A 14,500-nucleotide genomic window follows, 5' to 3' on the forward strand; every position below is an offset into this window, starting at 1 on the left:
GGCACGCGGCGCGCGCGCCCTGCTCAGTCCGTGCCGAGCCGTTTCTCGATGCGCAGCAACTCCGCCAGCGACCACGCCTGGAACGGCGTGCCGCCGGGCGTGTGCGGCGCGTCGCCATCGGCGACTTCGCTGATGTGATCCAGCCCGTAGCGGTCGAGATGCGCATACAGCGGCGTCAGGAAGCGCTCGCGCGCGCCCGCCACGCCATGCACGCGCACCCAGGCCTCGACGAACGGCCCCAGCAGCCACGGCCACACAGTGCCCTGGTGATACGCGCCGTCGCGGTCCAGCACGCCGCCCGCGTAATGCGGCCGGTACGCCGGGTCCGAAGGCGCGAGCGTGCGCAGGCCAAGCGGCGTCAGCAGTTGCGCTTCGACCTGCGCGACGACCGCGCGCGCCACCTCGCCGTCCACCAGCGCGAACGGCAGCCCGCCCACCGCGAAGATCTGGTTCGGACGCACCGCGCGATCCACCTTGCCGGGCTCGTGGTCCACGTCGACGACATCGTAGAGCGTGTGCGTGGCCGGATCGACGAAGCGCGCGGTGAACGCGCTGTGCGCCCGGTCGCGCAGCGTCTGCCATTGCGCGCTCCACGCCGAGCCGGCCGACAGCGCATTGATCCACAGCGCCTGCACCTCCACCGGCTTGCCGATGCGCGGCGTCACGACCCAGTCGCCCGCCTTTGCATCCATCCACGTGAGCTGCACGCCGGGCACGCCCGCGCGCAGCAGGCCGTCGCTGTCGGCAGCGATGCCGAAGCGCGTGCCGCGCGCATAGCCGTCGAGGATCGCGCCGGCCGCGCGTTGCAGGCGGCTTGCCGTCGCGGCATGCGCGTGGCCCGTCGCGAGATAGTCCTGCACCGCGACGACGAACCACAGCGATGCATCGACGGAGTTGTATTCCGGCAGGCCGCCGCTGTCGGGAAAGCGGTTCGGCACCATGCCTTCGGAGATCGTGCCGGCCCATTCGAGCAGGATGGACTCGGCTTCATCGTGACGGCCCGACGCCAGCAGCAGGCCGCGCATCGAGATGAAGGTGTCGCGGCCCCAGTCCGTGAACCACGGAAAGCCCGCGATGATCGTGCGGCCGCCGCTGCGATTGACCACGTAGGCGTCGGCGGAGCGCGCGAGCCGCGAGCCGAACGCCGCGCGCCGCTGCGTTTCGGTCGCGGCGAGACGCGCCGCATGCGCGAGCGCGGCCTCCGTGTCGGGCCGCTCCGCGCCGGTGTGGGCGTGCAGGATCATGACGGCGTCGGCGTGCGCGAGGTCGAAATGGAAGACGCCCGGCGCCGCGAGATCTTCGATGAAATCCAGACCGCGCTCGCGTTCGCGGGCATAGCAGAAGTTGCGATACCAGTCGGGCGCATGTTCATACTCGCCGTTCGCTTTCACATCGATGACGGGCAGATCGCAGTACGGACGCCACTGCACGCGCTCGCCCTCGACGGTGGCATCGAAGCCGAACGCGGCATTCTCGTGATGCAGCGCGTGGTAGTCGCGTCCGGAGACCAGCGGCCGCACGTGCAGACGCGCGTTCCCGTTCTGCCAGGCGGACGGCGTCGCGCCCTCGAAACGCCAGCGCAATACGGTCGCGCGGCTCTCCTTCGCGACGAACACCTCCGCCACGATCACCGCGTCGACGCCCACGCGAAAGCGCCACGTAGGCCAGGGCGATGTGTCGAAGGAAAGCAGGCTGGCGCGGACATCGGGATAAAGGATGTCCGGCGCGTAACGCTGCATGGTCAGCGGATAGCGCTGGCCGTCCGCTTCGAGCCATGCCTCGACGCCGTTGACGAGCGTGACGCGTCCCGCCGGCGGCTGCGTGGCCGCGAGCAGCAGCGCGTGATAGCGCCGCGTGCGCACGGTGCCCACCGTGCCCGATGCAAAGCCGCCGAAGGCGTCCGCCTCGAGCCATTCGTCTTCGAGACGCGCGTCGTCGAGGGGCGCGTGGTCCGTGCTTTCGATGCGTGTCATGGCGCGGCCTTGCGGTACTTCAGGCGATAGTCGTTCAGCGTGCGGCGCGCCCGGCTCTGGATGGCGTGCTGCATCTGCGGCGTCCAGCCCAGCAGCCAGCCGCTCGGCCCGAGTGCCTGGCGGCTCCAGCGCCAGAGATCGAAGACGTCGGTGTGTTCGGCGATGAGCCCGTCGCGGATCGCGAAGCGCGCCTGGATCTCGTTGACGACGGGCCTGCCGGTCGCGGAATACGTATAGCGCGCCACCACCCGCGCGCTGGCCACCTGGCCGATGGACTTGATGCTGTCGAAGGACAGCGAGAAGTCGGCGGCCCGGCCGAGCAGCATGCGCCACATGTCGCCGGCCTCCTTGCCGCGCAGTACGCCAAACGCGGGATCCTGGAACAGGATGTCGGGCGCGTAGCAGGCGGCCATCGCTTCGGCGTCGAGACGCTGGAACGCGGTGTAGAACTGTTCGATCAGGGCGTTGTTGGGCTGGGGCATGAGATACGTTGCGCGCGCAAGAGGTTGAGGTGCGACGTCTGGCCGGCTGCCGCTCAGGGCGCCGGGTGCACACATCATATCGCTGGCGGACCAGGCGGGTTCGGTGAAGCGTCCGCGAAATATCCCATTACCGCCCGGGCAGTGGCTCCGCAGGGAATAGTGCTCCATCCGCGCACTTCCATCAGTTGGCTCATTGGCGCGGCCAGATGAGCCGAACGCAACAGGAGCCCGCATGGCCATACAACCGGTAACCGGCAAGGAGTCATACTGGGGCGACGTGCATCCGACAGAGAACCAGGTCAGGCTCATCAACCAGAGTCCAACGATGCAGGCAGACCTCCAGGATTACGGCGCGGCAGTCAGCTCGGGAGATATCCAGCCGATTGCGGTCGGCCCGGACAAAGGGACCTATTTCGAGGACGCTACGCAGCACCGGATCGTACTCGCCCACAACTTTGCCGGGTTATCCGACGGCAACTGGATCGGGGCACTTTCACACGAGCTCGGCCATTTCGAGAGTCGCAGCAACGACCGGGCGTTTGCGACCTGCTACGGCGTCAATCCACGCGATCCCGAGGCGTTCGACGTGGAAGCAATGCTGGGTTTGCGCGGCGAAGGCGAGGCGATCTACAACAACTGGAAAGTCGGCCAGGAAATCTTGCGGAACACCTCGACGCCGGAGCATCCCGGGATGCTCATCAACATGGCGGGCGAACAACCAGGCGGCCCAACCCAGCAAGCGCTCGACAGTCTGCACGCGTCCGATACGCAGTCGGGCCTGTCCGACGAACAGGACAAGAACAGACTGATCGACAGAGCGGCGAGCCTCAACGCCACGGAAACGCCCAGCAACGCATCGAGCGATTACTACGACTACTACGGTGGCGCAAACAGGAGAGTCGTGCCGCCCGGACTGGGTTCACCGACCGCCGCGCAACTGGGCGATCCGGCTGGTGACGGCAAGATCACGTCGATGAACGAAACCTATGCATCCGGCATGCAGGGCACGCAGCATTTCGGGGCCGATGGCAAGCTCACCTCCGCCGACCTCAGGGATGCCAACGGCAACCTGCAACAGCACATCGAGTATGCGCGGCAGACGGGCGGCGCCTACTCGGCCACGATTTCCGACGGTCAAGGCGTGGTGACGGAGAAGGACGATTTCGACAAGGACGGCGCGTCGGTTGCCTACACGTACGGCAAGGACGGCACGCAAACCACTCAGGCCTACGATTCTTCCGGCAAGCCACAAGGCGACGCGGTCACATCAAACTCACCGCCTGGCGCGACCCCGGCTGCCTCGGCACTGCCAGAGTCAACGGAGGCGGCGCAAACCTATGACGGCGTCCAAGAACCCAGCGCCGCGAGCAACACCGACCCCGACGCCGGCTGATCCGCACGAACCGCAGGCGTTCACAGCAACGTCGTGACCGCGTGAATCAGGATACCGACCGCGCCGCCCACCAGCGTCCCGTTCACGCGGATGAACTGCAGATCCCGCCCGATGTTCAGCTCGACATCACGCACGAGCGTCGCGTCGTCCCATTGCTTGACCGTGGCGGCGATATGCTTCGCGATGCCGTCGCGCAGTTCCGGCGCCAGCGCCTTCAGCGCGTCGCGCATGTGCTCGTTGATCGAATCGCGCAAGGCCGGATCATTACCGAGCGCCGAAGCGAATCCGCCCGCCATTGCAACCACCTTCATGTGCAGCGCCGAGTCGGGCCGCCTGATGTCGGCATCGAGCCATGCGACGAATTCGTCCCACAGACCGTTCACGTAATCCCGCAGTTCCGGCCGTTCGAGCCATTCGCGCTTGTGCTCGTCGATGCGCGCCTTGAACGCCGGGTCCGTGCGCAGGCGTTCGACAAACCGCGCCACGGCTGCATCGAAGGCCAGGCGGCGTTCATGCTCCGGATCGCTGCTGACGTCGTGCAGCCACTGGTTAGCGCCGCGCACCAGTCCGGCCGCGAACTTGCTGCCGAGATCCTCGGCGTTCAATCCGACGAAGCCCAGCATGCCGACCAGCTTCGGATACTCCTCGCCCGCCACCGCGACGATGCGCGCCGCGAGCATCTCCTGCACTTCGGGCTTGTCGAGCCACGCGGCCATCTGCGCGAGCCCTTCGTCGAGCAGCAGCTGATGCCGACGATCCGAGGTCAGCGACGCCAGCACGCCGCCCGCCGCGCCCGCCAGATCGAACTGGTCCGCGCGGCGGCGCAGCGTGTCGTGCAGCATGGTCTTGATGCGGTCGTCATCGGCGAAGGACAGCAGTTGGCCCACCGCCGTCACCGCCTTCTTGCCAAGCAGCTCGGCGTTCTTCGGCTCGGCGAGCCACAGCGACAGACGGCTCGCCGGATCGAACGCGTTCACGCGCGCCACCAGCGCATCGGTGCCGAGAAAGCGGTCGCGGACGAACGCGGCGAGGTTGTCGCCGACGCGCGCCTTGTTCGCCGGCAGGATCGCCGTGTGCGGAATGGGCACGCCGAGCGGATGGCGGAACAGCGCCACCACCGCGAACCAGTCGGCGAGCGCGCCGACCATCGCGGCCTCCGCGAACGACGATACCCACGCCCAGATCCCCTCATCGTGCCGGCTCTTGGCGAGCGCGAACAACGCGCCCGCCGCGATCAGCAACGCGAAGGCGAACCACTTCATTCTTTTTAGCGCAACGGCTTTGTCCTGCGTTTCCATCTGGTGTGCTTTCAGGGTTTCGAAGAGGCCGCCAGCATACCAGCCCGCTTCTGCAAGGAAAGCAGCGCGTCCATGGCGCGCGGGGCATCGTCGGCGGGCACGAAGAGATGATCGTGATACGCCGCCGCCATCACGTTGCAGCTGATGCCCGCCTCGCCGAGCGCCTGCGCGAACGCCGCCGTCAGTCCCACCGCATGCAGGTCCGAGTGCACGGTCAGCGTGATCCACGCCGCGCGGAACAGCGGCGTCAGGCCCGCCGCCTGCGCCGCGTGTTCCTCCATCACGACCGTCAGGCCCTCGCGCTCGCGAAACGTCGCGATGACGTCAGCGCTCGCGGGCGCGCTTCCATGCGTCACCGATGCGAACACATACACGCCCGGCTGAAGCTCGGGCTCCATCGCCGCGAGCAGCGCACTGAGGTCACGCAGCATTTTCAGCGGGCCTCGCACGTGCCAGCACCGGCCGCAACGCCGTGCCCGTGTGGCTGCGCGGATGCGTCGCCAGCGTGTCCGGGTCCGCCGCCGCGACGATCATGCCGCCGTTCACGCCGCCTTCCGGACCGAGATCGAGCACCCAGTCGGCTTCGGCGATCACGTCGAGATCGTGCTCGATGACGATCACGCTATGCCCGCCGTCCACCAGCCGGTGCAGCACGCGAATCAGCTTCGCGACGTCGGCCATGTGCAGGCCGACCGTCGGCTCGTCGAGCACATAAAGCGTGTGCGGCGGCTTCTGGCCGCGCCGCGTGATGTCGTCGCGCACCTTCGACAGTTCCGTCACGAGCTTGATGCGCTGCGCCTCGCCGCCGGAGAGCGTCGGCGAAGGCTGGCCGAGCGTCAGATAACCGAGGCCGACATCGCGCAGCAGTTGCAGCGGATGCGCGATGCTTTGCATCGACGAGAAGAACTCGACGGCTTCGTCGATCTCCATCGTCAGCACTTCGCCGATGTTCTTGCCGCGCCACGTCACCGCCAGCGTTTCCGGATTGAAGCGCTGGCCGTGGCACACGTCGCACGGCACCTTCACGTCCGGCAGAAAACTCATCGCGATGGTGCGCACGCCCTGGCCCTCGCAGGCCGGGCAGCGTCCCTCGCCCGTGTTGAACGAGAAACGCGACGGCGTATAGCCGCGCGCGCGGGCTTCGAGCGTATCGGCGAACAGCTTGCGGATGGTGTCCCACATGCCGATGTACGTAGCCGGACACGAGCGCGGCGTCTTGCCGATCGGCGTCTGATCCACTTCGAGCACGCGGTCGATCGACTCGAAACCGCTCACGCCGCTGCACCCCTGCCACGCATGCTTGACGTCGAACTTCGGCCGCGGCGCTTCGCGCGCGAGCACGCTGGCGCGCGATCCCGGCGCCGGCTTGTCGGCCTGCGCCGACTTGCGCGCGCGCCGCACCGCCGGCGACGACAGCACCGAGCGACCGACCGCATCGAGCAGGTTGGTCATCAGCACGTCGCGCGCGAGCGTCGACTTGCCGGAGCCGGACACGCCCGTGATCGCGACCAGCCGGTTCAGCGGCACGCTCGCCGTCACGTCGCGCAGGTTGTGCAAGGTGGCGCCTTCGACCGTCAGCCATTGCTCCGGCACGGCGGCGCGCTTCGCGGTCGCAGCGCGCACTTCGCGGCGCGGCTGCAGCGGATGCACGATCGGGTTGGCGAGGAACTGGCCGGTCAGCGACGCCTTGTGGGCCGCGAGATCCGTCACGTTGCCCTGCGCGACCACCGTGCCGCCGCGCTTGCCCGCGCCGGGCCCGATGTCGATGATGTGATCCGCGCGGCGGATCGTGTCCTCGTCATGTTCGACAACCACGAGCGTATTGCCCTTGTCGTTGAGCTTCTTGAGCGCGGACAGCAGGATCAGGTTGTCGCGCGGATGCAGGCCGATGGTCGGCTCATCGAGCACATAGCACACGCCTTGCAGATTGCTGCCGAGTTGCGCGGCAAGACGGATGCGCTGCGCTTCGCCGCCGGAGAGCGTCGGCGCGGCGCGGTCGAGGCTCAGATAGCCGAGCCCGACTTCTTCGAGGAACTGCAGGCGCCCTTCGATCTCGCTCACCACGTCACGCGCGATATCCGCGTCACGTCCTGTCAGCCGAAGCGTCGCGATCCATTCGCGCGTATCGCTGACGGTCCAGCGGCCCACTTCCGTGATCGGATAATTGCCGAACGTGACCGCGCGCGCGACGTCGTTCAGGCGCGTGCCTTCGCAATCCGGGCACGGCTGATCGACGATGTCGTCCGGCTCCTGATCCACCGAGCCGATGGTCTGTTCGCGGCCGCGATCGTCCTGTGCGAACAGCGTGTCGTCGAACGCGGCGCGCTGCTCGCGCGTCAGCTTCACGCCGGTGCCCACACAGGTGTTGCACCAGCCGTGCTTGCTGTTGTACGAGAACATGCGCGGATCGAGTTCAGGATAGCTCGTGCCGCACACAGGACACGCCCGCTTGGTCGAGAACACGCGCATTTCTTCCGCGCCGCGGCGCTTGCCGTCGGCCCAGGAACCGTACAGATCATCGAGCGGCGCGAGCAGATGCATCACGCCCTTGCCGATTTCGAGCGTGTCGTCGAGCAGGCGGCGCAGTTCGGCTTCGTTCTCCGGGGTCACGATCAGATCCGCCACCGGCAGTTCGATCGTGTGTTCGCGGAAGCGGTCGAGCTTCGGCCACGGGCTCACCGGCAGAAACTCGCCGTCCACGCGCAGATGCGTGTTGCCGCGCGCCTTCGCCCACTTCGCCAGATCGGTATAGACGCCCTTGCGGTTCACGACGAGCGGCGCAAGCAGCCCGACGTGCGCGCCCTTGAAGTCGCGCATGATCTGCGCGGCAATCGATTCCGAACTCTGCGACTGCACCGGCGTGCCGTCGTGGATGCAGTGCTGGATGCCGAGCTTCACGTACAGCAGGCGCAGGAAGTGCCAAACCTCGGAAGTCGTCGCGACGGTGGACTTGCGCCCGCCGCGCGACAGGCGCTGCTCGATGGCGACCGTCGGCGGAATGCCGTACACGGCGTCCACTTCGGGGCGGCCCGCCGGCTGCACGATGGAACGCGCATACGCGTTCAGCGATTCGAGATAACGGCGCTGGCCTTCGTGGAACAGGATGTCGAAGGCGAGCGTCGATTTGCCCGAACCCGACACGCCCGTCACCACATTGAACTTGTTGTGCGGAATATCGACGTCGAGCGACTTCAGGTTGTGCTCGCGCGCATTGACGATGCGCACCACGTCCTCGCCCTGCAACGCGCGCCGTGCGCTCGCCACTTCGGCGGCGAGTTGCAGCGGCACGCCGGCGCGCTCGGCTGCGCCCGGAGCCATGGCTTCCTCGTAGTCCAGCAGCGCCCGGCCGGTATGCGAGTGTTCGCAGGCGGCCACCTCGTCCGGCGTGCCGACGCACACTACCTGACCGCCACCGTCGCCACCTTCAGGACCGAGATCGATGATCCAGTCGGCGGCGCGGATCACGTCGAGATTGTGCTCGATCACGATCAGCGAATGGCCGCGTTCCAGCAGCCGGCCCAGCGCGCGCATCAGCTTGGCGATGTCGTCGAAATGCAGGCCGGTGGTCGGTTCGTCGAACATGAAGAGGCGGCTTTCCGCTTCGCCGCCCTTCTTGCCCTTGGTGCCCTGCGACGTCTCCGCGAGAAAGCCCGCCAGCTTCAGGCGCTGCGCTTCGCCGCCCGACAGCGTCGGCACCGGCTGACCCAGCTTCACGTATTCGAGCCCGACATCGACGATCGGCTGCAGCACGCGCAGCACTTCCTTGTCTTCCGCGAACAGCTCGACCGCTTCGCTGACGGTCAGTTCGAGCACATCCGCGACGCTCAGGTGCCGCCCGCCGCGCTCGATCTTCACTTCGAGAATCTCGGCGCGGTAACGGCGGCCATCGCAGTCCGGGCAGCGCAGGTAGACATCGCTCAGGAACTGCATCTCGACGTGCTCGAAGCCCGAGCCGCCGCAGGTCGGGCAACGGCCATCGCCGGAATTGAAGCTGAACATGCTCGCGCTATAGCCGCGCTGGAGCGCGAGCGGCGCCTTCGCATAGAGCTTGCGGATTTCATCGAACGCGCCGACGTAACTCGCCGGGTTCGAGCGCGCCGTCCGGCCGATCGGCGATTGATCGACGAACACGACATCGCTCAGCTGCTCCGCGCCCTTCAGGTCGCGGAATGCGCCGGGCGCTTCCGTCGCCTTGCCGAAATGGCGCATCAGCGCGGGCGCAAGCACGTCCTGGATCAGCGTCGATTTGCCCGAGCCCGACACGCCCGTCACGCAGACGAGCCGCTGCAACGGAATCTCGACGGTGACGTCGCGCAGATTGTGATCGCTCGCGCCTTCGAGCACGAGGCGCGGCGTGTTCCTGTCGACGGCGCGCCGGTTCCAGTCCGACGCATGCGCCACCTGCTTGCGGCCGCCGAGATAGGCGCCGGTGAGCGTATCGGTGGACTGGATGTCGCCGGGCGTGCCGTCATAGACGATCTGCCCGCCGCGCTCGCCCGGCCCCGGTCCCATGTCGATCAGACGATCCGCCGCGAGCATCACCGAAGGATCGTGCTCGACGACGACGAGCGTATTGCCCGCGTCGCGCAGCCGGTGCATGGCCTCGACGATGCGGTTCAGGTCGCGCGGATGCAGCCCGATGCTCGGTTCATCGAGCACGAAAAGCGTGTTCACCAGCGACGTGCCGAGCGCGGTGGTCAGGTTGATGCGCTGCACTTCGCCGCCGGAGAGCGTGCGGCTCTGGCGATCGAGCGTCAGATAGCCCAGGCCGACATCGCACAGATACTTGAGGCGCGTGCGCACTTCGGCGTGCAGCAGCTTGAGCGCTTCGTCGAGCAACGTGGACGGCAGCGTCAGCGAATCGAAGAAGCGGCGGATGCGTTCGATCGGCATCAGCATGAGGTCGTGCACGGTCAGGCCGGGCAGCGCTTCGAGCTGCGCGCGCGTCCATTCGACGCCTTGCGGCATGAAGCGATGCGCGGGCGACAGTACGGCATCCGCCTGTTCCTTCGTACCGAGACGCCACAGCAGCGATTCGGTCTTCAGGCGCGCGCCGGCGCAGACCGGGCACGGGGTGTAGCTGCGGTATTTCGACAGCAGCACGCGGATGTGCATCTTGTAGGCCTTCGACTCCAGATAGTCGAAGAAGCGCTGCACGCCGTACCACTGGTTCTGCCACTTGCCGGTCCAGTCGGGCGAACCCTTGATGACCCAGTCGCGTTCCTGCTGCGACAGCTCGTTCCAGGGCACGCCAAGCCGGATGCCCGCCTTCGCGCCGTAGCGCACGAGATCGTCCTGGTTTTCTTTCCACGCGGGCGTCTGGAGCGTCTTGACCGCGCCTTCGCGCAAGGTCTTCTTCTCGTCGGGAATCACGAGCCCGTAATCGACGCCGATCACGCGGCCGAAGCCCCGGCAGGTCTCGCACGCGCCGTAGGCCGAGTTGAACGAGAACAGCGCCGGCTGCGGGTCCGCGTAGCGCAGGTCGCTCTCCGGGCTGTGCAGGCCCGTGGAGAAGCGCCAGATGTCGGGTTCGCCCTCGTCCTTCAGCACGTAGACGTCCACCCGGCCGGTGCCGCGCAGCAGCGCGCTTTCGATCGCCTCCAGCGCGCGCGAGCGCTCGGTGTTCTGGAGCCGGAACCGGTCCGCGACGACGTCGAGCATCTGCCGTCTGCCGCTCGCAGTTTCGATGTGGCGCTTCGCCTGCACGCGCGTGTAGCCGCTCGCGGACAGCCATTGCTCGACTTCCGCGTCGCTGGCGGTGTCGGGCAATTCGACGGGGAACGTGATCGCGAGACGCGGATCGTCCGCGCGCGTGCGTTCGAGCAGTTCGGCGTAGATCGTCTCGGGCGTGTCGTGGCGCACGCGGTTCGAGGTCTTTTTGTCGAACAGCTCGGCGGCGCGGGCGTAGAACAGTTTCAGATGGTCGTTCAGCTCGGTCATCGTGCCGACGGTCGAGCGCGAACTGCGCACCGGATTCGTCTGGTCGATGGCGATGGCGGGCGGCACGCCGTCCACGCGCTCCACTTGCGGACGGTCCATCCGGTCGAGGAACTGGCGCGCGTAGGCGCTGAAGGTTTCGACGTAGCGGCGCTGGCCTTCCGCGTAGAGCGTGTCGAACACGAGGCTCGACTTGCCGGAGCCGGACGGGCCAGTCACGACCGTCATCTGGCCGGTGTGCAGGTCGAGGTCGAGATTCTTGAGATTGTGCTGACGTGCGCCGCGGATGCGGATTGCGTTGTTCGATGCCAATTTGTCAACCGGTTCAATGAGTTGGGCGGCCGTTCACGGCCTCGGGCGAGGTGCGCGCGAGTTCGGAAGCGCACAGCTGCCGCAGCGAACAGTACTGTACACGCATACAGTGGTTGTCGCCAAACGTGTCGGGAGTGTCCGTCCGGGGTGCGCAAGACGCTCGCCTGATCGACGGGTCACTCCAGATGGCGGAGCACTTCGGCAGCCACGGCGTCGGGGGCCTCGCGCAGCGGAAAATGCCCCGCCCCGTCGATCACGACGCGCCGGTAGCCCGCCTGAAAGTGGGACTCCTGGCCTTCCGAGCTGGCGGGTTCGTCGCAGGCATCGGCGCCGCCCTGGATCATCAGCGCGGGCACGCTGATGCGCTCGATCGTCCCGAGACGCGCGTACAGGTCGGACAGCCTCGGATCGGACGGCTGATCGCCGCGCCAGCGCCGCCGATATGCGTTGAGCGTGATCGGCACCCAGTCGGGATTCTCGAAGGCGCGTGCGGTGATGTTGAATTCGGCCTCGTCGAACCAGCCGGGCGGCGACCACGTGTCCCACTGCATGCGCGCGAAGCCTTTCGGATCGGCGGCGACGGCGTCCGGGCCGCCATCGAGCGACATGAACCACTGGTACCAGAAACGCCGCGCCTGCGAAAAATCCGGCAGGCGGAACGCGCCGCGCGGCTGGTAGGCCAAGGCGAGCGCGGCCATGCGGCGCACCCGCTCGGAAAACAGCGCGGCAAGCGTGTAAGCGGCGCGCGCGCCCCAGTCATGGCCGACGACATCGAATTGGGCGATGCCGAGGGCGTCGGCGAGATCGATTGCATCCTGGGCAAGCGCGACGCCGGAGCCGTCGCGAATCGTGTCCGGCGAGAGGAAACGCGTGCCGCCCGCGCCGCGCAGCTCCGGCACGATGGTGCGGCGGCCGGCGTCGTTGAGGCGCGCGGCGACCGGGTTCCAGGCGCGGGCGGCATCGGGCCAGCCGTGCAGCAGAAGGGTGACCGGACCGTCGCGGGGGCCGGAATCGGCGAAGGAGATGTCGAGCGTCGGCGTGCGGGCGTGCAGAGCGAAGTCAAGCATGGCGAGACTCCTCAACGGGAACGCGAATGGGGGAAGGTCATTCTAGCGACGCGGCGTCGGGCGTGCTTGGCGTGCCCGTCCCCGCTCAAGCCCCGATCAACACGCCGCTCCTGATCGGCGTCTCGCCTGTTACGCGCCCCATCGGCGCTCCGGCGGGCACGAAGCGGATCGCGCGCCGCATGTAGAACACGCCGTCATTGCGCGTGGTGACGGTCGTCACCGCGTCCGTGATCGGATCGACGATATCGAACACCGGATCGCCCGCCCGCAACCGCGCGCCCACCTTCGCCCGATACACGACGATGCCGCTCACCGGCGCCGTCAGCTGCTCGCTGCCCGCGAGCGGCGTCGCGGGCTGTTCGAGCGGCGGCGGCGTCTGCGCTTCGCCCTCGATCACGCCGCGCCCGATCAGGAACTGGACGATGGCTTCGGCATCGTGCGCAGCGGTGTCGTAATCGACGTCGCGTTGGCCGCGATATTCCACCGTCGCCGCGAGATTCGGCGCGGCGAGCGGCACGGCGTCGCCCAGACGCTCCCGAACCTGGTTCCACAGGAGCGCGTGGACTTCATCGAACGACTGCCCGCCGGAATCCGTCGCGAGCAGCACGCCGTTGGCGTCGAGATGGCGCGCGAGCGGTTCGAGCGCCGGCCAACTTGCCGGGCTGGTATACAGATGCACGGTCGCTTCGAGCGAGCAGTGCAGGTCGAGCACGATATCCGCCTGCGACGCGAGCCTGAGCAGCACGAGCCGCAAGTCTTCGAACTCGTTCTTCACCGTCGTCTCGCCGAGCAGCGCGAGCAACGCGGCGCGCAACAGACGCGCGTTGCGCGCGCCATCGTGCGGCGAGAACGGCTCCGCGACCCGCTCGATCAACGCGGCCGCGGTCGGCAGCGGAAAGCCGCGGTTGAAATTCTGGCCGCTGTTCGCCTCGAAGCGCCCGAGGAACTGCCCGAGCACATGCTGCGACAGCCCGATGGGATTCGCCACCGGCACCAGCACCACGGCGCCGCGCAGGCGGCCTTGCGCCTCCACTCCGGCGAGACGCTTCTTGAGGGCCCAGGCGGCGAGCATCGCGGGCGTTTCGTCGGCGTGCAGCGATGCCTGGATATAGACCTGCTCGCCCGCGCCCCGCGCGTCGCCGAAATGAAAGCTGACGAGTTCGCGCGTCGTGCCGAGCGTGGTCGAGAGGAGGGAATCGCGCTGGATGTGCATGATCAGTCGCCGTAGACATCGAAGTCGAAATACTTGCGGGCGATCTTCTGATACGTGCCGTCGGCGCGCATGTCCTTCACCGCGCGATCGACCTTCGCCTTGAGCGCGGCGTCGTCCTGCCGCATGCCCATGCCGACGCCGTGATCGCCCATCGAGAGCGGCTCGCCGACGAACCCGAAGCCCGCGCCGCGCGGCGTCTTCAGAAAACCGTGCTCGGCCTCCACCGAGCCGAGCAGCGCGGCATCGATACGGCCTGCCGTGAGGTCGTTCAGCACCCCTTCCATGCTCTGATAGGGAACCACCTCGACGCCGCCCGGCGCCCAGTTTTTCATTGCATAGGTCTCGAACTGACTGCCGCTCTGCACGCCGATCCGCTTGCCGCGCAAGCCGTCCGCGCTGGCCATGAGCGGCGCGCCCTGCTTCGCGATCAGCCGCGAGCGGAACTGGAACAGCTTGTTGGAGAAGGCGATCTGCTTCATGCGCTTGTCGGTGATCGCCATCGACGACATGATCCCGTCGATCTTGCGCGCCTGCAGCGCCGGAATCATCCCAGAGAATTCGAGCTCGACCCACTGGCAATGCATGGCGATGCGGCGGCAGATTTCGTCGCCGAGATCGACGTCGAAACCGGCGACGTGGCCGTCGGGCGTCTTGACGTCCATCGGCGGATAGCCAGGGTCGATGCCGAGCCGCAGGGTGTCGGTGTCCTTGGCATGAGCGGGTGCGGCAGCCGCGAGGATGGCGGCCAGCATGAGGGCGTGGAATCGGGGCATGGGGCGCGGTGATGAGGTTATTCAGGGTCTCGATACTACGAGCGCCCGATGC

9 protein-coding genes are annotated in these 14,500 nt (G+C 67.4%); 1 reads left to right on the plus strand and 8 read right to left on the minus strand.

Annotated features, from left to right (window positions below; genetic code table 11):
• Positions 1-23 precede the first annotated feature (23 nt).
• Together QCE62_RS31725 and QCE62_RS31730 are read right to left on the minus strand one after the other, a co-directional pair.
• Positions 24-1,973, minus strand: a complete 1,950-nt coding sequence (locus QCE62_RS31725; RefSeq protein WP_309926720.1) for an amylo-alpha-1,6-glucosidase — start codon at positions 1,971-1,973, stop codon at positions 24-26.
• Positions 1,970-2,455 carry a nuclear transport factor 2 family protein gene (locus QCE62_RS31730; RefSeq protein ID WP_309926722.1) on the minus strand — a complete coding sequence of 162 codons (486 nt, stop codon included), beginning with the start codon at positions 2,453-2,455 and terminating at the stop codon, positions 1,970-1,972. The genes QCE62_RS31725 and QCE62_RS31730 overlap by 4 nt, the downstream gene beginning before the upstream one ends.
• Positions 2,456-2,687: 232 nt before the next feature.
• Between QCE62_RS31730 and QCE62_RS31735 the strand changes: the two genes are divergently transcribed.
• Entirely contained in the window at positions 2,688-3,848 is a 1,161-nt protein-coding gene (locus QCE62_RS31735; protein ID WP_309926723.1) for a hypothetical protein, read from the plus strand.
• Positions 3,849-3,868: 20 nt separating this feature from the next.
• Here QCE62_RS31735 and QCE62_RS31740 read toward each other — a convergent pair whose 3' ends face one another.
• From QCE62_RS31740 to QCE62_RS31765, 6 genes are all read right to left on the minus strand, one after another.
• Positions 3,869-5,110 (minus strand): DUF445 domain-containing protein, encoded by a 1,242-nt coding sequence (locus QCE62_RS31740; RefSeq protein ID WP_309926725.1) that lies wholly within the window; start codon positions 5,108-5,110, stop codon positions 3,869-3,871.
• Between the two features lie 47 nt (positions 5,111-5,157).
• Complete coding sequence (locus QCE62_RS31745) at positions 5,158-5,577, minus strand: ACT domain-containing protein (RefSeq protein ID WP_309926728.1); 420 nt, start codon at positions 5,575-5,577, stop codon at positions 5,158-5,160.
• Positions 5,567-11,395, minus strand: a complete 5,829-nt coding sequence (gene uvrA / locus QCE62_RS31750; protein ID WP_309926730.1) for an excinuclease ABC subunit UvrA — start codon at positions 11,393-11,395, stop codon at positions 5,567-5,569. Before uvrA ends, QCE62_RS31745 begins: the two co-directional genes overlap by 11 nt.
• Positions 11,396-11,571: 176 nt before the next feature.
• On the minus strand, positions 11,572-12,462 hold the full coding sequence (locus tag QCE62_RS31755) for an alpha/beta hydrolase (RefSeq protein WP_309926732.1): 891 nt from the start codon (positions 12,460-12,462) through the stop codon (positions 11,572-11,574).
• 85 nt (positions 12,463-12,547) lie between these two features.
• The gene (locus QCE62_RS31760) at positions 12,548-13,675 is read right to left on the minus strand and encodes a M14 family metallopeptidase (RefSeq protein ID WP_309926733.1); all 1,128 of its coding nucleotides are present in this window, start codon (positions 13,673-13,675) and stop codon (positions 12,548-12,550) included.
• A gap of 2 nt (positions 13,676-13,677) precedes the next feature.
• Entirely contained in the window at positions 13,678-14,448 is a 771-nt protein-coding gene (locus QCE62_RS31765) for a transporter substrate-binding domain-containing protein (RefSeq protein ID WP_309926735.1), read from the minus strand.
• Between the last annotated feature and the right edge of the window lie 52 nt (positions 14,449-14,500).

Source organism: Caballeronia sp. LZ033, assembly GCF_031451265.1.
Taxonomy (GTDB): Bacteria; Pseudomonadota; Gammaproteobacteria; order Burkholderiales; family Burkholderiaceae; genus Caballeronia.